This is a genomic window from Enterobacter sp. PTB (assembly GCF_051130085.1).
Lineage (GTDB): Bacteria > Pseudomonadota > Gammaproteobacteria > Enterobacterales > Enterobacteriaceae > Enterobacter > Enterobacter ludwigii.
Genome location: NZ_JBDKEE010000005.1, coordinates 70,497 through 92,073, shown reverse-complemented (window position 1 = coordinate 92,073; position 21,577 = coordinate 70,497). Strand labels below are relative to the sequence as shown.

Sequence of the window (21,577 nt, the reverse complement as noted above, 5' to 3'; positions counted from 1 at the left end):
CTTAACTGATTAACATTATTTACAATGTTACAACCTTCTCGTCGGTCATCCGCCCCGCAAAGAGTGTATAAATCCCCCGCGGAACGCTGTAAAATCCCGCCCTGATAACTCCATAATTGATGAATTTTTAACCTATGAGCAATGTTACGCACCAGCCTAAAATCGGCTTCGTCTCCCTGGGCTGCCCAAAAAACCTGGTGGATTCTGAACGCATCCTGACCGAACTGCGCACCGAGGGCTATGACGTGGTGCCAAGCTACGACAACGCCGACATGGTGATCGTTAACACCTGCGGGTTTATCGACAGCGCGGTTCAGGAGTCACTGGAAGCCATCGGTGAAGCCCTGACGGAAAACGGCAAAGTGATTGTGACCGGCTGTCTGGGCGCGAAAGTGGACCAGATCCGCGAAGTGCACCCGAAAGTGCTGGAGATCACCGGCCCGCACAGCTACGAGCAGGTACTGGAGCATGTTCATCACTACGTCCCTAAACCTAAGCACAATCCGTTCCTGAGCCTGGTGCCAGAACAGGGCGTGAAGCTGACCCCGCGTCACTATGCGTACCTGAAAATTTCCGAAGGCTGCAACCATCGCTGCACCTTCTGCATTATCCCGTCCATGCGTGGCGATTTGGTCAGCCGTCCGATTGGTGAAGTGCTGGCAGAAGCCAAACGTCTGGCAGACGCAGGCGTTAAAGAGCTGCTGGTCATTTCCCAGGATACCTCGGCTTATGGCGTCGACGTGAAGCATCGCTCTGGTTTCCACAACGGCGAGCCGGTGAAAACCAGCATGGTTGGCCTGTGCGAACAGCTTGCCAAACTGGGTATCTGGACACGTCTGCATTACGTCTACCCGTATCCGCACGTTGACGATGTCATCCCGCTGATGGCAGAAGGGAAAATTCTTCCGTATCTGGATATCCCGCTGCAACACGCCAGCCCGCGCATTCTGAAGCTGATGAAGCGTCCTGGCTCCGTCGATCGCCAGCTGGCACGCATCAAACAGTGGCGTGAAATCTGCCCGGACCTGACCCTGCGTTCCACCTTCATTGTGGGCTTCCCGGGCGAAACCGAAGAAGATTTCCAGATGCTGCTCGACTTCCTGAAAGAAGCACGTCTGGACCGCGTAGGCTGCTTCAAATACAGCCCGGTAGAAGGCGCGACCGCTAACGAACTGGCGGATCAGGTTCCGGAAGAGGTGAAAGAAGAGCGCTGGAACCGCTTCATGCAGCTGCAACAGCAGATCTCTGCTGAACGTCTGCAGGAAAAAGTGGGCCGCGAAATTCTGGTCATCATCGATGAAGTGGACGAAGAAGGCGCAATTGGCCGCAGCATGGCGGACGCCCCTGAAATCGACGGCGCGGTCTACCTGAACGGCGAAACCAGCGTTAAGCCGGGCGATATTGTCCGCGTGAAAGTTGAAAACGCCGACGAGTATGATTTGTGGGGAAGCCGGGTTTAACGGCGTTTTACCCTTCCCTTCACCCTCTCCCGCCGGGAGAGGGTTTCCATCCTACCCCTTAATCCTCGGATCCAGCGCGTCGCGTAACCCGTCACCCAGCAGGTTAAACGCCAGCACGGTCAGGAAAATGGCCAGGCTCGGGAAGATGGCCACGTGTGGTGCAATGACCATGTCCGCTCTTGCTTCATTCAGCATCGCGCCCCACTCCGGTGTAGGCGGTTGCGCACCCAGCCCCAGAAACGACAGGCTGGCCGCCGAGATAATCGACACGCCGATACGCATAGTAAAATAGACCACGATAGACGATACCGTTCCCGGCAGAATATGGCTGAACAGGATAGTGGCATCGCTGGCCCCCATGCTGCGCGCAGACTCAATAAAGGTTTGCTGTTTGAGCACCAGCGTGTTGCCTCGCACCAGACGCGCAAACGCCGGTATTGAGAAGACCGCAACCGCAATAATGACGTTAGCCATACCGCTGCCCATTATCGCCACCACCGCAATCGCCAGCAAAATGCCCGGGAAGGCAAACAACACGTCGCAGATACGCATGATAATGCGGTCCCACCAGCCTTCGTAATATCCGGCGACCAGACCCAGCACGGTGCCGATTGCCGCGCCAATCAGTACCGCAAAAACCCCGGCGGCGAGAGAGATCTGCGCCCCCACCAATACGCGGCTGAAGATGTCGCGCCCAAGCGAGTCCACGCCGAACCAGTGCAGCATCGACGGTCCGTCATTGAGACGGTCGTAATCAAAATAGTTTTCCGCATCAAACGGTGCGACCCACGGCGCAATGACCGCCACCACAATCAGCAGCAGGACAAACAGCCCCGCCGTCATGGCGACCGGCTGACGGCGAAAACGCCGCCAGAATTCAGACCAGGGCGTGCGGATATGGTCCGGCTTTAGCCCCGGCATAGCGTTTAACATGGCCTGACGACGCCAGTTCAACAATCGCATTTTACTTATACCTGATGGCCGGGTTAATGGCGGCGTAGAGCACATCCACCACTAAGTTGATAAGAATAAATTCCAGTGAGAAAAGCAGGACTTCGGCCTGAATAACCGGGTAATCACGCATTTCGACTGAATCCACCAAAAGACGTCCCAGCCCCGGCCAGTTAAAGACCTTCTCCACCACAATCGAGCCGCCCAGCAGAAAACCAAACTGGAGCCCCATCATCGTCACCACCGGGATCATCGCGTTACGAAAGCCGTGTTTGAGGATGACCCATTTCTCGCTGACCCCTTTCGCCCGGGCGGTGCGAATATAATCTTCGCTCAGCACGTCAACGAACGAGGCGCGGGTAAAGCGGGCCATCACGGCAGCAACAGCCGCGCCCAGCGTCATTGAGGGCAGAATGTAGTGTTTCCAGGTGTCGGCCCCGACCGTCGGCAGCCAGCCCAGCTCCACGGAGAATATCTGCATCAGCAGCATCCCCAGTGCAAATGCCGGGAAGGAAATGCCCGTGACGGCCAGAGCCATACCGAGCTTATCCGGCCAGCGGTTGCGCCAGACGGCAGCGACAATTCCTGCGCCAAGACCAAACAGCACCGCCCAGCTCATGCTGGCAATGGTTAACCAGAACGTGGGCATAAAGCGGCTGGCAATCTCTTCCGACACCGGACGACGTGACACCATAGAAGTGCCAAAGTCACCCTGCAGAACGTTGCCAATATAGTGGAGAAACTGCATATACAAAGGCTGGTCGAGGCCCAGTTGTTTTCGCACCAGCGCGATAACCGTTGCATCCGCATCTGACCCTGCAACCAGACGTGCCGGATCGCCCGGCAGCATATGAACAAACAAAAACACCAGCACCGCCACAATCAGCAGCGTCGGGATAAGCCCCAACAGGCTTTTACAAACATAATTCAGCATGCCTTTCCCTCTCATCCCACAGGCGGTGGCCTGCGGGCATGAGTATTATTTTAAATCTGCTTCATCAAAGCTAAAGCCCGTATCCGGCATGATGTAGAACCCGGTCAGCGCTTTGTTATGCGCGGAAACCAGTTTTTCCACCACCAGCGGTACCCACGGTGACTCTTTCCAGATGATATCCTGCGCCTCTTTATACAGGCGTGCTTTCTCTTCCGGTTTGGTCGTTTTCAGGGCATCCGCCAGGTCTTTATCCACCTTCGGGTTGCTGTAGAAGGCGGTGTTGAACAGGGTCGGCGGCCAGTTCTGTGAGGCAAACAGCGGCGACAGCGCCCAGTCCGCTTCACCGGTAGAGGCCGACCAGCCGGTGTAGAACATCCGTACGCCGCTCTCTTTCTGCCCTTTCCCTTCCACCTCAGCCGCACGCTGACCGGCATCCATCGCGGTGACCTGCGCCTTGATACCTACCTGTGCCAGCTGCTGCTGGGTAAATTGCAGCACCTTCTGAGCGGTACTGTGATTATGCGACGACCAGAGCGTGGTGCTAAAGCCGTTCGGGAAGCCCGCCTCTTTTAACAGCTCACGCGCTTTGGCCGGATCGTAAGGCCACGGTTGATAGTTTTGCGAATAGGCGATCGCCGGAGGCAGCACGCCGGTAGCCGGCGTGGCATAGCCAGCAAAGGCGACTTTTACCAGCGCCTGGCGGTTAATGGCGTAGTTGATGGCCTCACGCACTTTTGGGTTATCAAACGGTTTTTGCGTCACGTTCATGCTGATATAGCGCTGCATAATGGACGGGCTGGCGACCAGCTCCAGCTTGCTGTTTTTCTGCAGAATGGCGGCTTGCTCATAGGGGATCGGGAACGCGAACTGCGCCTCACCGGTCTGCAGCATCGCCGCGCGGGTGTTGTTGTCCACCACCGGACGCCAGGTAATGGTGTCCAGCTTCGGCAGGCCCGGCTGCCAGTAACCCGCAAACTTCTTAACCTTCACAAAGTCGGTCTGGTTCCAGGTGAGCAGCTCGTAGGGGCCGGTCCCCACCGGATGGAACCCGATCTCTTTGCCGTATTTTTTCAGCGCGGCAGGCGAAATCATCGCCGTGGCAGGATGCGCCAGAATATTGATAAACGCCGAGAACGGCTCTTTCAGGGTGATCTTCACCGTCGTCGGGTCGACCACCTCGGTGCTGGCGATGTTTTTATACAGGTTGTAGCGCTTGAGGCTATTTTCCGGGTTGCTGGCGCGATCGAGGTTTATCTTCACCGCCTCCGCGTTGAAATCTGTACCGTCCTGGAACTTCACGCCGGTTCTGAGCTTAATGGTATACACCAGCCCGTCGCTGGAAACGGTATACCCTTCCGCCAGCACATTTTTAAGTTTCATCTCGCTATCCAGGCCAAACAGCCCCTGATAGAACGATTTCGCCACCGCCTGGGAGAGCGTGTCGTTGGCATCATACGGATCCAGCGTGGTGAAATTGGAACCGACGGCGACCACCACATCTTTGGCAGCGAACGCCGGCGCGGCGGCCAGGGCTGCCGTCACGCTCGCGGCGAGTAACCATCTGCGCGCTACAAATTTAACCATTGTGTTCTCCTGCCTGTTTTAAGTTATAACCGCGAGAATGCATTGTCCTGACGCGGGGGGGCCACAAAATGCCCCGGGCCAACCTCGCGCAGCGCCACGCGCTCCACCGCCTCGCCCCGTTTACGAATATTGCTCGGCATTTCGTCCTGCAGCAGCACACGCTGGCCGTGGCGATGCTCAGGGTCGGCAACCGGCACTGCGGCGATAAGCTTGCGTGTGTAAGGGTGCTGTGGATTTTCAAATACCGCCCGGCGCGGTCCTATCTCCACAATTTGCCCCATAAACATCACCGCGACACGGTGGCTGATACGCTCAACCACCGCCATGTCGTGTGAGATAAAGAGGAAGGCAATCCCCATATCCCGCTGCAGGTCGAGCAGTAAATTAATGATTTGCGCCCGGATAGAGACATCCAGCGCCGAGACGGATTCATCTGCAATCACCACTTTCGGGTTAAGTGCCAGCGCGCGGGCAATGCAAATACGCTGCCGCTGACCGCCCGAAAACTCGTGCGGATAACGCCAGGCATGTTCCGGCTTCAGCCCCACGCGCTCAAGCAGCCAGGCCACCCGACGCTGCGCGGCTTCACCGTCGAGCAGGTTATGCACCCGCAGCGGCTCCATAAGTGAATACCCCACCGTGTGGCGCGGGTCGAGGGAGGCATACGGATCCTGGAAAATAAACTGGATATCTCGCCTCACCGCCTGCAGTTTGCTGTCCGGAAGGGTATCAATGCGTTCCCCGTTAAAGGTTATGCTGCCCTCCTGGGACTCTACCAGCCTGAGCAGCGCCCGCCCGGTGGTGGATTTTCCGCAGCCTGACTCTCCCACCAGCGCCAGCGTTTCGCCTGGCCATAAATCAAAACTGACGTTTTCAACCGCATGCACCTCGCGCTTCACGCGGTTAAACATTCCGCTGCGCAGGGGAAAACGGGTCACCAGATCGCGCACTTCCAGAATCGGCTTTCCGGGTACCACGGTATCCTGCTCGATTTCATCTTCCTGCTGGCCTGCCGCTTCGAGAGAAATCAACGGGAACCGGCGCGGTAAATCGCTGCCGTTCATCGCCCCCAACCGCGGAACCGCCGCCAGCAGCGCTTTGGTGTAAGGATGAACCGGCGCATGGAAAATCTGCTCAACCGTGCCGGTTTCCACGGCGTTGCCCTTATGCATGACCAGCACGCGATCGGCAATATCGGCGACCACGCCCATATCGTGGGTGATGAAAATCACCCCCATCTCCATCTCCTGCTGCAGCACTTTGATAAGCTGCAGAATTTGCGCCTGAATAGTCACATCCAGTGCCGTCGTGGGTTCGTCGGCAATCAGCACCGCGGGACGGCAGGAGAGCGCCATCGCAATCATGACGCGCTGACGCATACCGCCAGAAAGCTGATGCGGGTAGCGTCCCAGAATGGCCTGCGCTTCCGGTATGCGTACCAGGTCGAGCATGCGTTTCGCTTCACGAAGCGCCTCATCACCGCTCAACCCCTGATGCAGGCGGATGGACTCGGCAATCTGTTCCCCGACCGGAAAGACCGGGTTCAGCGAGGTCATCGGCTCCTGGAAGATCATCGCAATATCGGCCCCGCGCACGCTCTGCATCTGCGAGGCGCTCAGCTCATTTAAATCAATGACCTGGTGGTTACGCCGGCGCAGCAGCATTTTTTCGCAGCTGACCTGTCCGCCGGTCTGTTCCAGCAGACGCATCAGCGCCAGTGCGGTGACCGATTTCCCTGAACCGGACTCGCCCACAATCGCCAGCGTTTCGCCGCGGTTGAGCGAGAACGATAAATTCTGTACTGCGGGGATGAACTGCCGCTCTTCCTGAAACGCAATATTCAGTTGATGGACAGCCAGCACTTCACGGTTGTCCAGCTCTTCACTGTGCGGCACGCTTTGCCCCCTTATTCACGATAGATCCCCGTACTGGGTTCATCACCGGCATAACCCCACGCGCGGTACATACCTTCGCTGTTAAACGGCAATGCCACGTTACCCTCACGATCCACCGCAATTAACCCACCGACACCCCCCAGCGCGGGCAGTTTCTCCATCACCACGCGTTCACAGGCTTCGGCCAGGCTTAACCCGCCGTAATCCATCAGCGCGGTGATGTCGTACGCCGCGAGGGCGCGAATAAACACTTCACCGGTTCCGGTGCATGACACTGCCGCCGTGGCGTTATTGGCATAGCAGCCTGCCCCCGGCAATGGACTGTCACCTACCCGGCCCGGCAGTTTGTTGGTCATACCGCCGGTCGACGTGGCCGCAGCCAGATTCCCAGATTTATCAAGAGCCACCGCCCCTACCGTGCCCATTTTGCTGCGCTCATCGAGCGGCGCGGTATGGTCAAGCTGCGCCACGTTTGCAGAGCGCGCCTCAAGCAGCTGTTGATAACGCTCCGGCGTTGAAAACAGATCGGGAGAAACTGGCGTCATGCCATGTTCCGCGGCAAACGTCTCTGCCCCGGCCCCGGTCAGAAGAACATGCGGGCTCGCCTCCATCACCAGACGCGCGGCCATCACCGGATTACGCAGATGACTCACCCCCGCGACGGCACCCGCTTTAAGGGTGACACCGTCCATGACGCAGGCATCCAGCTCGTGCGTTTCATCGCGGGTAAAGACTGAACCAATGCCCGCGTTAAACAACGGGCACTCTTCCAGCAGACGTACCGCCTCGGTAACCACATCCAGCGCGCTCTCGCCCGCCTCCAGCATCCGCTGGCCCGTTTCCACAATGGCATACAGCGCATCAATATAACGTTTTTCCTGCTCGGGACTGAGCAGGGCACGGGTGATTGCCCCGGCGCCACCATGAATTGCGATTACCGCATTAACCATTCCCATCACCCGTTAGCCTGATTTGCGGCTTTTTCTATAAATATCATTATCGTCGCTGAAACTTCAGATGATTTTTGAATATAGAAAGACGCAACTGTGATGTAAAGCGTACACCCATCGGGTCATACAGTTAGTGGCACTTTTCTGCCATAATGGACGCTTTCGTCGTTACTCCGCAGGAGCCCACCATGGATTTTACCGCCGGACTGATGCCGCTTGAGGCGGCACTCACGCAGATGCTTGACCGAATTTCCCCCCTGCACGACCACGAGACGCTGCCATTGGTGCGCTGTTTTGGTCGTATTGCCGCGCGCGATATCGTCTCTCCGCTTAACGTGCCTGGGTTCGATAACTCCGCAATGGACGGCTACGCGGTACGCCTGGCGGATATCCGGACGGATACGGCGCTGCCCGTGGCGGGGAAAGCATTTGCCGGACAGCCGTTTAACGGTGAGTGGCCTGCGGGTAGCTGCATACGCATCATGACCGGTGCCCCCGTACCGCCAGGCTGCGAAGCGGTGGTGATGCAGGAAGAGACCGAACAAACGGAAGCGGGCGTCCGCTTCACCGCGAGTGTTAAAGCGGGACAGAATATCCGTCGTACCGGTGAAGACATCACGCGTGGCGCAACGGTATTTGCCGCCGGGCAGAAACTGACGGTGGGCGAACTGCCGGTGCTGGCCTCGCTCGGCATTGCAGAAATTGACGTTATCCGTAAGGTACGCGTGGCGGTCTTTTCCACCGGCGATGAACTCCAGCTTCCGGGCCAGCCACTGCAGGACGGCCAGATTTACGACACTAACCGCCTCGCGGTACACCTGATGCTTGAACAGCTGGGGTGTGAGGTCATTAACCTTGGCATCATTGCGGATGATCCGGAGAAACTGCGCGCCGCGTTTATTGAAGCGGACCGGTCGGCGGACGTGGTAATTAGCTCCGGCGGCGTTTCCGTAGGTGAAGCGGATTACACCAAAACCATTCTTGAAGAGCTGGGGGAGATCGGCTTCTGGAAACTGGCCATCAAGCCGGGCAAACCGTTCGCGTTTGGTCAGCTGAAACACAGCTGGTTCTGCGGCCTGCCGGGTAACCCGGTTTCCGCCGCCCTGACCTTCTACCAGCTGGTGATTCCGCTGCTGGCAAAACTGTCTGGTAACCAGGCCCACCCGCTGCCGGTTCGCCAGCGCGTACGAGCGGCGACGCGCCTGAAGAAATCACCGGGCCGTCTTGATTTCCAGCGCGGTATTCTGACGCGCAACGCTGAAGGCGAGCTGGAAGTGAGCACCACCGGACACCAGGGCTCGCACATCTTCAGCTCGTTCAGCCAGGGCAACTGCTTTATCGTTCTCGAGCGTGAACGCGGCAGCGTGGAGCCGGGTGAATGGGTTGAGGTGGAAAGCTTTAACCACCTCTTCGGAGGCTAACATGACGGCTGAACTCAGCGACCAGGAGATGATGCGCTATAACCGCCAGATTGTTCTGCGCGGTTTTGATTTCGACGGCCAGGAAGCGCTTAAGGCAGCACGGGTGCTGGTCGTGGGGCTGGGGGGGCTGGGCTGCGCTGCGGCCCAGTATCTGGCCGCGGCGGGGGTGGGCAATATGACGCTGCTGGATTTTGATACCGTGTCGGTGTCGAACCTTCAGCGCCAGACGCTGCACAGCGACGCGACCCTCGGCCAGCCCAAAGTGGAATCGGCCTGCGCGGCGCTGGCGCGCATCAATCCTCACGTGAAGTTCACCCTGATTGACGCCCTGCTGGATGATGAGGCGCTGTCGGCACAGATAGCACGACACGATCTGGTGCTGGACTGCACCGATAACGTCACCATTCGCAATCAGTTGAATGCAGGATGTTTTGCCCACAAAACGCCGCTGGTCTCCGGTGCCGCCATTCGCATGGAAGGCCAAATCAGCGTCTTTACCTACGCCGGGGGCGAACCGTGCTATCGCTGCCTGAGCCGTCTGTTTGGCGAGAACGCCCTCACCTGCGTGGAGGCGGGCGTCATGGCTCCGTTAGTCGGCGTCATAGGTTCGTTGCAGGCCATGGAAGCGATCAAAGTGCTGGCGCATTACGGGACGCCTGCCGCGGGGAAAATCGTGATGTATGACGCGATGACCTGCCAGTTCCGCGAGATGAAACTGATGCGCAACCCCGGCTGTGAGGTATGCGGACGCTAAATGGTTGCCGGGCAAGCGTTAGCATAACCCGGCAACCGTATCAGAGCGTCGTTCTGCCAAACGCCCCTTGCCAGTCCTGCTCAAACTTCACTATTGCCGCATCCACCGCAGGCGAAGTAATAAACTGCTGAGCAACATCCAGCGGCAGGGTGATGGATTCACAACCTGCCAGCAGGCAGTCCAGTGCCTGACGCGGCGTTTTGAAGCTCGCGGCCAGCACTTTTGACTGCGGGGCATGCAGCGTCAGAAGCTGCTGCAGTTCAACCACCGTCTGGATCCCGTCCCCGCCCTGCGCGTCCACGCGGTTAACGTAAGGGGCAACATACTCAGCGCCCGCCAGCGCGGACAGCATCCCTTGTGCTGCACCGTACACCGCCTTACCCAGCGTCGGGATCCCTTCCGCTTTCAGCATTTTGATCGCCGCCAGACCTTCCGCCGTTACCGGCACTTTAACCACCAGATCGTTGATAATGGTGCGCAGTTTACGCGCCTCTTCCACCATCCCTTCAGCGGTGGTCGCCATCACCTGCGCGAACAGGCGACCTTTCCCGCCGAGCGCATCCTGCAGCGCCGGTAGCAGCGCCTCGAGCGGCGTTTTCCCTGCCGCCACGATACTGGGGTTCGTGGTCACGCCCGCCAGCGGGAAGATACGCGCCAGCCGTTTCACTGCCGCGACGTCGGAAGTATCGAGATAAAGTTCCATGATGTAACCCTCAAATTTAGCCTGCACTTACCCTATCACGACAAAACCTGCTCAGGAGTTGACCTGCATCAAGATAACTTTCATTCGAAAGTAATTTAATCTTCATATGCAAGATGAGAGGCGAAAACATGATCTTCAATATTCAGCGTTACTCTACCCACGATGGCCCCGGTATTCGTACCGTTGTGTTCCTGAAAGGCTGCTCGCTGGGCTGTCGCTGGTGCCAGAATCCGGAAAGCCGCTCCCGCCACCGGGATGTGCTCTTTGACGCACGGCTGTGCCTGGAAGGCTGCGACCTGTGCCAGAAAGCGGCGCCGGGCATTATCGATCGTGCGCTGAATGGGCTGGTTATCCACCGTGAAAAGCTTAACGAAGAGACTCTCGACGCCCTCACCGACTGCTGCCCGACGCAGGCGCTCACCGTCTGTGGTGAAGAAAAGCAGGTTGAAGAGATTATGTCCACCGTACTGCGCGACAAGCCGTTCTATGACCGCAGCGGCGGCGGGATAACCCTGTCCGGCGGTGAACCGTTTATGAATCCCGATCTGGCTCATGCCCTGTTTAAAGCCAGCCATGAGCAAGGCATACATACCGCCGTGGAAACCTGTCTCCACGTGCCATGGCATTATATTGCACCCTCATTACCGTATGTCGATCTGTTCCTGGCGGACCTGAAACACGTTGATGGCAGGACGTTCAAACAGTGGACCGACGGTTCCGCCAAACGGATCCTTGATAACCTGAAACGCCTGGCCGCCGCCGGGAAACAGGTCACCATCCGCGTACCGCTGATTCAGGGCTTCAACGCCGATGAAGCGTCGATTACCGCCATCACTAACTTTGCCGCAGACGAACTCCACGTCCGCGAGATCCATTTTCTGCCGTACCACACGCTGGGCATGAACAAATATACCCTGCTCGGCCAACCCTACTCTGCCCCTGATAAACCGCTGGATGATCCTGCGCTTCTGGACTTCGCACAGCAGTACGCCTGCCAGAAAGGGTTAACCGCGACCTTACGAGGATAAACTTATGACGACCCTGAATCTCAGCACCCTTAGCGAGCGCATAAAAGCACACAAAACGGCCCTGGTGCATATCGTGAAGCCGCCGGTCTGTACCGAGCGCGCCCTGCATTACACCGAGATGTACCAGCAGCATATGGACAAGCCGATCCCGGTGCGTCGCGCGCTGGCGCTGGCGCATCACCTCGCGCAGCGCACCATCTGGATAAAACACGATGAGCTCATCATCGGTAACCAGGCCAGTGAAGTCCGCGCCGCGCCAATTTTCCCGGAATACACCGTCTCGTGGATTGAAAAAGAGATTGACGATCTGGCGGACCGTCCGGGCGCAGGCTTTGCGGTGAGCGAAGAAAACAAGCGCGTATTGCATGAGATCTGCCCATGGTGGCGCGGCCAGACGGTGCAGGATCGCTGCTACGGCATGTTCACCGACGAGCAAAAAGGGCTGCTGGAAACCGGCATTATCAAAGCGGAAGGTAACATGACCTCCGGCGACGCACACCTGGCGGTTAACTTCCCGCTGCTGCTGGAGAAAGGCCTCGATGGTCTGCGCGACAAAGTGGCCGAGCGTCGTTCGCGTATCAACCTGACGGTGCTCGACGACCTTCACGGGGAACAGTTCCTGAAAGCGATCGATATTGTGCTGGAAGCGGTCAGCCTGCACATCGAACGTTTCGCCGCGCTGGCGCGTGAAATGGCGGCAACCGAATCCCGTGAAAGCCGTCGCGACGAGCTGCTGGCGATGGCAGAAAACTGTGATGTGATTGCCCATCAGCCGCCAACAACCTTCTGGCAGGCGCTGCAGCTGTGCTACTTCATTCAGCTGATTCTGCAGATTGAGTCCAACGGCCACTCCGTCTCGTTTGCCCGCATGGACCAGTACCTCTATCCGTACTACCGCCGCGACGTGGAGCTAAACCAGAGCCTCGACCGCGAACATGCCATTGAGCTGCTGCACAGCTGCTGGCTGAAGCTGCTGGAAGTGAACAAAATCCGCTCCGGCTCGCACTCCAAAGCCTCAGCGGGTAGCCCGCTGTATCAGAACGTCACCATCGGCGGACAGACGCTGATCAACGGTGAGCCTATGGACGCGGTCAACCCGCTCAGCTACGCGATTCTGGAATCCTGCGGTCGCCTGCGCTCCACGCAGCCAAACCTGAGCGTGCGTTATCATGCGGGCATGAGCAATGACTTCCTCGACGCCTGCGTGCAGGTGATCCGCTGCGGCTTTGGTATGCCCGCGTTCAACAACGATGAGATTGTCATTCCGGAATTTATCAAGCTCGGCGTCGAAAAAGAGGATGCCTATGACTATGCCGCGATTGGCTGCATCGAAACCGCAGTGGGTGGCAAATGGGGTTATCGCTGCACCGGCATGAGCTTTATCAACTTCGCCCGCGTGATGCTGGCAGCGCTGGAAGGCGGCCGCGATGCCACCAGCGGTAAGGTATTCCTGCCACAGGAGAAAGCACTCTCTGCCGGTAACTTCGATAACTTCGAAGAGGTGATGGCGGCGTGGGATACCCAGATCCGTTACTACACCCGCAAATCTATCGAGATTGAGTATGTGGTGGACACGATGCTGGAAGAGAACGTCCCCGATATTCTCTGCTCAGCGCTGGTAGATGACTGTATAGAACGCGCGAAAAGCATCAAACAAGGCGGCGCGAAGTATGACTGGGTGTCAGGCCTGCAGGTGGGTATTGCTAACCTGGGCAACAGCCTGGCCGCGGTGAAAAAACTGGTCTTCGAACAGGGTACGATAGGTCAGCAACAGCTGGCCGCCGCTCTGGCCGATGATTTCGACGGGCTGACCCACGAGCAGCTGCGTCAGCGGCTGATCAACGGCGCGCCAAAATACGGTAACGATGACGACAGCGTGGATATGCTGCTGACCCGTGCCTACGAAACCTATATCGCCGAGCTGAAGCAGTACCATAACCCGCGCTATGGCCGTGGTCCGCTTGGCGGGAACTACTATGCCGGCACGTCATCTATCTCCGCGAACGTGCCGTTTGGCGCGGCAACGATGGCAACCCCGGATGGACGTAAGGCGCATACTCCGCTGGCAGAAGGAGCCAGCCCGGCCTCCGGTACTGACCACCTCGGCCCGACGGCGGTGATCGGCTCTGTCGGCAAACTGCCAACCGAAGCGATCCTCGGCGGGGTACTGTTAAACCAGAAGCTCAATCCGTCGACGCTGGAAAATGACAGTGACCGTCAGAAACTGATGGTGCTTCTGCGTACCTTCTTTGAAGTGCACAAGGGCTGGCATATTCAGTACAACATCGTTTCGCGTGAAACGCTGCTGGAAGCGAAGAAACACCCGGACCAGTATCGTGACCTGGTGGTGCGCGTCGCAGGGTACTCCGCGTTCTTTACCGCCCTGTCGCCGGATGCGCAGGACGATATTATTGCGCGTACCGAGCACACGCTTTAACTCTCTTCAGACTTATGCCCTCTCCCATCAAGGAGAGGGAACCCGTCTTTGAGCGGCAATTTCGGTTGCCGCTTTGCTTTGACTTTCGAATGAAATTAAATTTGTGCTCTCCGTCACCTTGTTATTAGAATGTTTCAAACGCAGTGACTCAGGAGCACAGTATGACCGTAAAAGTTATCGTCACCGATATGGACGGAACTTTCCTTGATGATGCCAAGCAGTACGACCGCAACCGCTTTCAGGCACAGTTTGAGCAGCTTAAAGCCCGTAATATTGAATTTGTTGTCGCCAGCGGCAACCAGTATTACCAGCTCATCTCCTTCTTCCCGGAACTGAAAGATCAGATCTCCTTCGTGGCGGAAAATGGCGCGCTGGTGTTCGATCACGGTGAGCAGATTTTTCACGGTGAACTGACCCGCCATGAGTCGCAAATTGTCATTGGCGAGTTGCTGAAAGACAACGCGCTCAACTTTGTGGCCTGTGGGCTGGAGAGCGCCTACGTCAGCGAACGGGCGCCGGACGCGTTTGTGGCGCTCATGTCAAAGCACTACCACCGCTTAAAACGCATCCGTGATTACCGCGAAATTGACGACGTGCTGTTCAAATTCTCCCTGAATCTGCCGGACAGCGATATCCCGAATCTTGTCGACAAACTGCACGTCTCCCTCGACGGGATTATGAAACCCGTCACCAGCGGTTTTGGGTTTGTCGATTTAATTATCCCGGGCCTGCACAAAGCCAACGGCATTAGCCGTCTGCTGAAGCGCTGGAAAATCTCCCCACAGGCGTGCGTGGCCATCGGGGACAGCGGCAACGATGCGGAAATGCTGAAGCTGGTGAAATACAATTTTGCCATGGGCAACGCGGCGCAGAGCATTAAAACGATCTGCCGCTACAGCACGGATGACAACAACCACCAGGGCGCACTGAATGTGATTCAGGCCGTGCTTGACGACCACTCCCCGTTCGACGCGTAATCTCTCTCTTGCCGGAGCACTGCTCCGGCACCTCACTCTTTTTCCATCCTGTGGCACACGTCAAATATTTAAACTTGCATTAACTAATTTTTAACTTAAAGTATCACTTGTAGATATTTTTACTTTCGAATGAAAGATGCGAGGCAGTTATGACGTTTACCAGTGAAAGTTTGCCTGCGGACCATAAAGCAGCGATTCGTCAGTTGAAGCGTGAATTACGTGCGCAGATCGGAGACGTTCAGGCGGTATTCGACACGCTCAGCGATAAAATCGCGACCCGCGTGGCGGAAATTAATGCCCTGAAGAACAAAGGTGAAACCGTCTGGCCGGTTATCCCGTTTGCGGATGTGAAAAACGGGACGATCACCCAGGCACAGCGTGACGCGGTCAAACGCCGTGGCTGCGCGGTGATTAAAGGTCACTTCCCTCGCGAGCAGGCGCTGGCGTGGGATCAATCGATGCTCGACTACCTCGATCTCAACCGGTTTGATGAGGTCTATAAAGGTCCGGGCGATAACTTCTTTGGTACCTTAACCGCTTCACGTCCGGAAATTTATCCTATCTACTGGTCGCAGGCGCAAATGCAGGCCCGGCAGAGTGAAGAGATGGCGCAGGTACAGTCGTTCCTGAACCGTTTATGGACCTTCGAGAGTAATGGCAAACAGTGGTTCGATCCGGACGTCAGCGTCATTTATCCGGACCGTATTCGTCGTCGCCCACCGGGTACTACCTCTAAAGGGCTGGGTGCGCATACCGATTCCGGCGCGCTGGAGCGCTGGCTGCTGCCGGCCTATCAGCAGGTCTTTGCCCGCGTTTTTGACGGCAACGTGGATAAATACGATCCGTGGAACGCCGCACACCGTACCGAAGTGGAAGAGTACACCGTGGATAACACCACAAAATGTTCTGTATTCCGCACCTTCCAGGGCTGGACGGCGCTGTCAGATATGATCCCGGGTCAGGGGCTACTGCATGTGGTGCCTATTCCGGAAGCGATGGCCTACATTCTGCTGCGTCCGCTGCTGGATGATGTCCCGGAAGATGAACTCTGCGGCGTCGCGCCGGGACGTGTCCTGCCGGTCTCCGAGAAATGGCATCCGCTGTTAATCGAAGCGCTGAGCAGCATCCCTGCACTGGAAGCAGGCGATTCCGTGTGGTGGCACTGTGACGTCATCCACTCCGTTGCACCGGTGGAAAATCAGCAAGGCTGGGGCAACGTGATGTATATCCCTGCCGCCCCGATGTGCGAGAAAAACCTCGCCTATGCGAAAAAAGTGAAAGCAGCGCTGGAAACCGGTGCATCGCCGGGCGATTTCCCGCGCGAAGATTATGAAAAAAACTGGCAGGACCGCTTTACCGTGAACGATCTGAATATTCACGGCAAGCGTGCACTGGGCATGGCTTAACTGTCGTATAACCCTTCCCGCTCCACGGCGGTGCGTCGTTTCCCCTGACGTATCCGCCGGACAGATCCCCGCACGGCCAGCGTGCCGTTAAGCATTAATGTTCCCACCGGCGCATCCGGGCGCATCAGCCGTTGCTGAAGCATATGCACCGCTTCGGTTCCCAGTTCATCGCGCGGTACGTGCACCGCCGTGAGCGGAACATCCTGAATGGCCGCCAGATTAAACCCGTCAATGCTCATCACCGAGATATCCTGCGGCACGCGCAAGCCCTGTTTTTGCAGCGCACTGATGGTGCCTGCCGCCATAAAATCGCCGCCGACCAAAAATGCGGTGGGCAGATCCTTACCCTGCATTTGACGGAGCCAGGAGGTGACCAGCTCTTCCGTTTCGCGCGCGCTGAAGCTCGGAGCCACCAGCAGATCGCGTTTATCGTTGAATTTCAGGTTGTGAGATTGCCACGCATCGCGGATCCCGGCCAGACGCAGTTCCATGGTGTAACGCCGCAGGCAGAGGACATTCATCACCTCACGGTGTCCCATTTCAAACAGATAGTCCGCGGCCCGCTCACCTATCGCGCGGTGGTCCGGTGCCACTGCAGGCAGACGCATATGCCGGTCGCGGCAGTTAATCAGCATGCAGGGTTTACCCACATCCACCGCCAGATCGTGGATATGCGGATCGTCGATACCGAGAAGAATAGCGGCCTGTGTCTCCGGCTCGTTCATCCGTGCCAGAAAAAGCTGTGCGTCGCTGTCATTTTCTTCCAGCGCGCAATAACGCAGACGGACATCGTGGGAAGCAAGGCCTTTACTCACGCTCTGGATCACGCGGTAGTAAAAGATGTCGGACCGCTCGTCAAAGGCGCGCTGTGGCGCAAAAACCACCAGGCTGTTGAGCAGCAGACGCCCCGCCGCCAGACCGTCCATCACTCCCAGCTCCCGCGCGCAGGCCAGTACCCTGGCGCGCGCTTTTTCACTGGTGTTCGCTTTTCCTGCCAGCACCCGCGACACGGTGCTGATGGAGAGCTGCGTGCGGGCGGCAATTTCGGTGATTTTTAGCCTTTTGTCCATTTTGTGATCTGGCTCCATTTGCGAAATGAAAAAATTTTCATAGCGTACTCATCAGGCAGTAACGGGCATAAAAAGCATCATGCCAGATGATTTATGTCATTGATGAGAAATTTTGCACAAAATCCACTATTGCCCGCTCATTTTCTCCCTTAAGGTGAATTTGTCACACCACTTCCATACTAGTTGTATAGCAACTTCTAAATTAAAACGGATAGAAATCAAAGTCATAAAAATCTGTGTGACACCTGAACCTCCGTCCCCTTACCGTCCGTCTTGTGGAGAGTAAAATGAGTCAGGACATCAATAACACCGTTGCGACAAGCAAAACCCGTCGCGTCATTAAGAACCTGCGCTGGTATGTGCTGGTGCTGTTCTTACTGGGCGTCACCGTTAACTACATCACCCGAAACTCGCTGGGTATTCTCGCCCCTGAGTTGAAAGAGAGCCTTGGGATCACCACCGAGCAATACTCCTGGATCGTCGGGGCATTTCAGATTGCCTACACCATTTTCCAGCCTCTGTGCGGCTGGTTGATCGACGTGATTGGTCTGAAAATTGGCTTTATGGTTTGCGCCGGGATCTGGGCGCTGATGTGTATTTTCCACGCCGGGGCGGGCAGCTGGCTGCACCTGGCTATCTTGCGCTTCTTTATGGGTGCTTCTGAAGCGGCCGCCACGCCGGCGAATGCGAAAACCATTGGCGAATGGTTTCCGAAATCGGAACGTCCTGTCGCGGCCGGTTGGGCGGGCGTAGGGTTCTCCATTGGCGCGATGCTGGCACCGCCCATTATCTATTTCGCGCACGCCTCGTTTGGCTGGCAGGGCGCGTTTATGTTTACCGGCGTGCTGGCACTGCTATGGGTGATCCTCTGGTGGGCTTTTTACCACAACCCGGAACAGCATCCGAACCTGAGCAAGGACGAGCTGGCGTTTATCAAGCAGGATAACGAACCGCCTGCGGTAAAACTGCCCTTCCTCACCGCGCTGAAAAATGTCTCCAAAAATAAGCGCTTCTACGGTATCGCCCTTCCGGCGTTTATGGCCGAACCGGCCTGGGCCGTGCTGAGCTTCTGGGTTCCGCTGTATCTCGCCAAAGAGCACGGCATGGATTTGAAGCAGATTGCGATGTTTGCCTGGCTGCCGTTCCTTGCCGCGGACCTCGGCAGCGTGGCAAGCGGCTACCTCACCCGTCTGTATGCCCGACTGTTCGGCTGCAGCCGTGTGAACTCGGTGGTGGCCAGCTCCGTCACCGGCGCATTCCTGATGATCTCCCTGGCGGTCGTGGCCATTACCCGCGACCCGTATATCACCATCGTGCTGATCTCCATCGGCGGTTTCGGGCATCAGATCATCTCCTGCATGCTCAGCGCCCTGGTCGTGGAGTCATTTGATAAAGGTCAGATGGCGACCGTTAACGGCATGCGCGGCTCGGCGGCCTGGATCGCCAGCTTCCTGTTCTCCCTGTTAATTGGGGTGACCGCCGACAAAATCGGCTTTAACCCGCTCTTTATTGCCATGGGGTTCTTTGACCTGATTGGCGCTGTTTTCCTGGTGGCATTTATTGCTGAACGTCGCGCCAAGCGCGCCTGATAGTGGATGTATTGCATATGAAAACCCTGAAAAACTGGACCGTTGATAAGCAGTCGGCAAATCATCTGGAACTGCTGGTCGATAACCAGCACCATCTGTGCCTGTATGTGCTGGAAGAAAATCTGTTCCGCGTGCTGATTAAACGCAAAGGTGAGCTGACGCTGGATCGCACCTGGAGCATCGCCCCGCAACAAGATGTGCCGTGGGAAGGTCGCCGCCGCGACGACCTGAGTGGTTTCACCTGCCCCGCCTGGACGCTAACGCAACAGGACGACGTGCTGACGGTTGCTACCGAACAGCTGCGTGTGACCGTGCATCAGCCGCTGTGGCTGGAGTGGCACTACCGCAATGAGACGGGTGAGTGGCAGCCGCTGGTCAACGACCGTCCAACCAGTGCCTATCTGCTGAATGCCCATGGCGACGGTGCAGCGCACTACCTGAGCCGCCGCAAGGATGAACGCTTCTACGGTCTGGGTGAGAAAGCCGGCGATCTGCAGCGTAACGGTAAACGCTACGAGATGCGCAACCTCGATGCAATGGGGTACAACGCGGCCAGCACCGATCCTCTGTACAAACATATTCCGTTCACCCTCACCCGTCGCGATGACGTGAGCTACGGGCTCTTCTACGACAACCTGAGCAGCTGCTGGCTGGATCTGGGCAACGAGATTGACAACTATCACACCGCCTATCGTCGCTGGCAGGCGGAAGCGGGCGACATCGATTACTACCTGTTCACGGGCAAACGGGCGCTGGACGTGACCAAAGCCTTCGTGCGTCTGACCGGGAAAACGCTCTTCGGGCCGAAATGGAGCCTGGGTTACAGCGGTTCGACCATGCATTACACCGACGCGCCGGATGCGCAGAACCAGCTGATGAACTTTATTCGTCTGTGCGAAGAACATGCTATTCCCTGCGACTCGTTCCAGCTCTCTTCGGGCTATACCTCGATCAACGGCAAGCGCTACGTCTTTAACTGGAACCACGACAAGGTGCCGCAGCCGAAGGTGATGACCCAGGCTTTCCACGACGCGGGGTTAAAGCTGGCGGCCAACATCAAGCCATGCCTGCTGCAGGATCACCCGCGCTATAACGAAGTTGCGGAAAACGGGTTGTTCATCCGCGATTCAGAAACCGACGCGCCAGAACGCTCTAGCTTCTGGGATGACGAAGGTTCTCACCTTGATTTTACCAACCCACAGACGGTGAAATGGTGGCAGGAAGGGGTAACCACGCAGCTGCTTGAGATGGGGATCGACTCCACCTGGAACGACAACAACGAATATGAAGTGTGGGATGGCGAAGCCCGCTGCCACGGCTTTGGCAAGGAAATCGCGATCAAGCACATTCGCCCGGTGATGCCGCTGCTGATGATGCGTGCCTCGCTGGAAGCGCAGCAGCGTTTTGCCCCGGAAAAACGTCCGTATCTCATTTCCCGCTCCGGCTGCGCGGGCATGCAGCGTTACGTCCAGACCTGGAGCGGCGATAACCGTACCAGCTGGGACACCCTGCGCTATAACACCCGCATGGGTCTGGGAATGAGCCTGTCCGGGCTGTTTAATGTGGGTCATGATGTCGGTGGTTTCTCCGGCGACAAACCCGACGCGGAACTGTTCGTACGCTGGGTGCAAAACGGCGTGATGCATCCGCGCTTTACCATTCACTCATGGAATGATGACCACACCGTTAACGAGCCGTGGATGTATCCGGGCGTGACGCCGGCTATTCGTGGTGCCATTGAATTACGCTATCGTCTGCTGCCGTACCTTTATACCCTGCTCTGGCAGGCGCATGCCGACGACGAACCGATGCTACGCCCGACCTTCCTCGACCACGAACACGATGCGCAGACGTTTGAGGAGAACGATGATTTCCTGCTGGGTCGCGACCTGCTGGTGGCAAGCGTGGTAGAGGCCGGGCAGCGCGAGCGCCGCGTCTGGCTGCCGGATAACGAAACGGGCTGGTACGATTTTTACACCCACGAGTGGTTCGCTAGCGGGCAGTGGATCGTACGTGATGCGCCGCTGGAGAAATTGCCGCTGCTGGTACGTGCCGGTGCGGGTCTGCCGCTCAGCGAACGCATTACGCATGTCAGCGCGGAAAAAGACAATACCCGTGAGCTGAAACTGTTCCCGGTGAAAGGCGTCGGTTCAACCGCGGGCCTGCTGTTTGAAGACGATGGTGAAAGCTGGGGCTATCAGAACGGCAATGCGCTGTGGGTGGAATGGGACATGGCATGCGACGGTGCCACCATCAACCTGAAGGTCAGTGCGCGGGGAGATTATCGTCCGGCGTGGAAAGCGCTGAAGATATCGTTACCGGCCGGGGAAAAACGCACGCTGCTGGTGAATGGTATTGAAGGGAATGAATGGGTGGTCTAGTACGGCCTGATGCCCGCTCCCACAGGGAGAGGGCATC

General features: G+C 57.2%; 16 protein-coding genes. 9 read left to right on the top strand and 7 right to left on the bottom strand.

The annotated features are described in order from the left end of the window. Positions 1–134: 134 nt before the first annotated feature. Positions 135–1,460 carry a 30S ribosomal protein S12 methylthiotransferase RimO gene (rimO, locus tag AAIR21_RS08145; RefSeq protein WP_014169287.1) on the top strand — a complete coding sequence of 442 codons (1,326 nt, stop codon included), beginning with the start codon at positions 135–137 and terminating at the stop codon, positions 1,458–1,460. A gap of 51 nt (positions 1,461–1,511) precedes the next feature. On the opposite strand, the gene gsiD is transcribed toward rimO, so the two are convergent. From gsiD to iaaA, 5 genes are read right to left on the bottom strand one after another with little or no spacing between them, the layout of a single operon-like run. Beyond that, positions 1,512–2,423: a glutathione ABC transporter permease GsiD gene (gene gsiD, locus AAIR21_RS08140; protein ID WP_020884888.1), complete on the bottom strand. Its 912-nt coding sequence runs from the start codon at positions 2,421–2,423 to the stop codon at positions 1,512–1,514. Position 2,424: 1 nt separating this feature from the next. Further along, positions 2,425–3,345, bottom strand: a complete 921-nt coding sequence (gene gsiC, locus AAIR21_RS08135; RefSeq protein ID WP_434680618.1) for a glutathione ABC transporter permease GsiC — start codon at positions 3,343–3,345, stop codon at positions 2,425–2,427. A gap of 45 nt (positions 3,346–3,390) precedes the next feature. Next, the gene (gsiB, locus tag AAIR21_RS08130) at positions 3,391–4,929 is read right to left on the bottom strand and encodes a glutathione ABC transporter substrate-binding protein GsiB (RefSeq protein ID WP_020884890.1); all 1,539 of its coding nucleotides are present in this window, start codon (positions 4,927–4,929) and stop codon (positions 3,391–3,393) included. A 23-nt stretch (positions 4,930–4,952) separates the two neighbouring features. After that, positions 4,953–6,824, bottom strand: a complete 1,872-nt coding sequence (gene gsiA / locus AAIR21_RS08125) for a glutathione ABC transporter ATP-binding protein GsiA (protein WP_014169283.1) — start codon at positions 6,822–6,824, stop codon at positions 4,953–4,955. Between the two features lie 11 nt (positions 6,825–6,835). Further along, entirely contained in the window at positions 6,836–7,774 is a 939-nt protein-coding gene (gene iaaA, locus AAIR21_RS08120; RefSeq protein ID WP_434680615.1) for a beta-aspartyl-peptidase, read from the bottom strand. A 188-nt stretch (positions 7,775–7,962) separates the two neighbouring features. Between iaaA and moeA the strand changes: the two genes are divergently transcribed. After that, positions 7,963–9,195, top strand: a complete 1,233-nt coding sequence (gene moeA, locus AAIR21_RS08115) for a molybdopterin molybdotransferase MoeA (protein WP_020884892.1) — start codon at positions 7,963–7,965, stop codon at positions 9,193–9,195. Position 9,196: 1 nt separating this feature from the next. Then, positions 9,197–9,949 carry a molybdopterin-synthase adenylyltransferase MoeB gene (moeB, locus tag AAIR21_RS08110; protein ID WP_020884893.1) on the top strand — a complete coding sequence of 251 codons (753 nt, stop codon included), beginning with the start codon at positions 9,197–9,199 and terminating at the stop codon, positions 9,947–9,949. Positions 9,950–9,989: 40 nt separating this feature from the next. Here the strand turns inward: moeB and fsa are convergent, their stop codons facing one another. Continuing rightward, positions 9,990–10,652, bottom strand: a complete 663-nt coding sequence (gene fsa / locus AAIR21_RS08105; RefSeq protein WP_434680611.1) for a fructose-6-phosphate aldolase — start codon at positions 10,650–10,652, stop codon at positions 9,990–9,992. Between the two features lie 128 nt (positions 10,653–10,780). Between fsa and AAIR21_RS08100 the strand changes: the two genes are divergently transcribed. The 4 genes from AAIR21_RS08100 to AAIR21_RS08085 all read left to right on the top strand — a co-directional run bounded on the left by AAIR21_RS08100 (position 10,781) and on the right by AAIR21_RS08085 (position 16,500). Beyond that, positions 10,781–11,680: a glycyl-radical enzyme activating protein gene (locus AAIR21_RS08100; RefSeq protein ID WP_020884895.1), complete on the top strand. Its 900-nt coding sequence runs from the start codon at positions 10,781–10,783 to the stop codon at positions 11,678–11,680. 4 nt (positions 11,681–11,684) lie between these two features. Beyond that, complete coding sequence (locus AAIR21_RS08095; protein WP_020884896.1) at positions 11,685–14,117, top strand: formate C-acetyltransferase/glycerol dehydratase family glycyl radical enzyme; 2,433 nt, start codon at positions 11,685–11,687, stop codon at positions 14,115–14,117. 161 nt (positions 14,118–14,278) lie between these two features. After that, complete coding sequence (locus AAIR21_RS08090) at positions 14,279–15,094, top strand: Cof-type HAD-IIB family hydrolase (protein ID WP_020884897.1); 816 nt, start codon at positions 14,279–14,281, stop codon at positions 15,092–15,094. 149 nt (positions 15,095–15,243) lie between these two features. After that, positions 15,244–16,500, top strand: a complete 1,257-nt coding sequence (locus tag AAIR21_RS08085) for a DUF1479 domain-containing protein (protein ID WP_014169275.1) — start codon at positions 15,244–15,246, stop codon at positions 16,498–16,500. On the opposite strand, the gene AAIR21_RS08080 is transcribed toward AAIR21_RS08085, so the two are convergent. After that, on the bottom strand, positions 16,497–17,570 hold the full coding sequence (locus tag AAIR21_RS08080; protein ID WP_020884898.1) for a LacI family DNA-binding transcriptional regulator: 1,074 nt from the start codon (positions 17,568–17,570) through the stop codon (positions 16,497–16,499). The two genes, AAIR21_RS08085 and AAIR21_RS08080, sit on opposite strands and share 4 nt — an antisense overlap. Positions 17,571–17,857: 287 nt before the next feature. On the opposite strand from AAIR21_RS08080, the gene AAIR21_RS08075 reads away from it, so the two are divergent. Continuing rightward, positions 17,858–19,159, top strand: coding sequence for an MFS transporter (locus AAIR21_RS08075; protein ID WP_020884899.1), 1,302 nt, complete (start codon positions 17,858–17,860; stop codon positions 19,157–19,159). A gap of 17 nt (positions 19,160–19,176) precedes the next feature. Further along, positions 19,177–21,540 carry a glycoside hydrolase family 31 protein gene (locus AAIR21_RS08070; protein ID WP_020884900.1) on the top strand — a complete coding sequence of 788 codons (2,364 nt, stop codon included), beginning with the start codon at positions 19,177–19,179 and terminating at the stop codon, positions 21,538–21,540. The last annotated feature ends 37 nt before the right edge of the window (positions 21,541–21,577 follow it).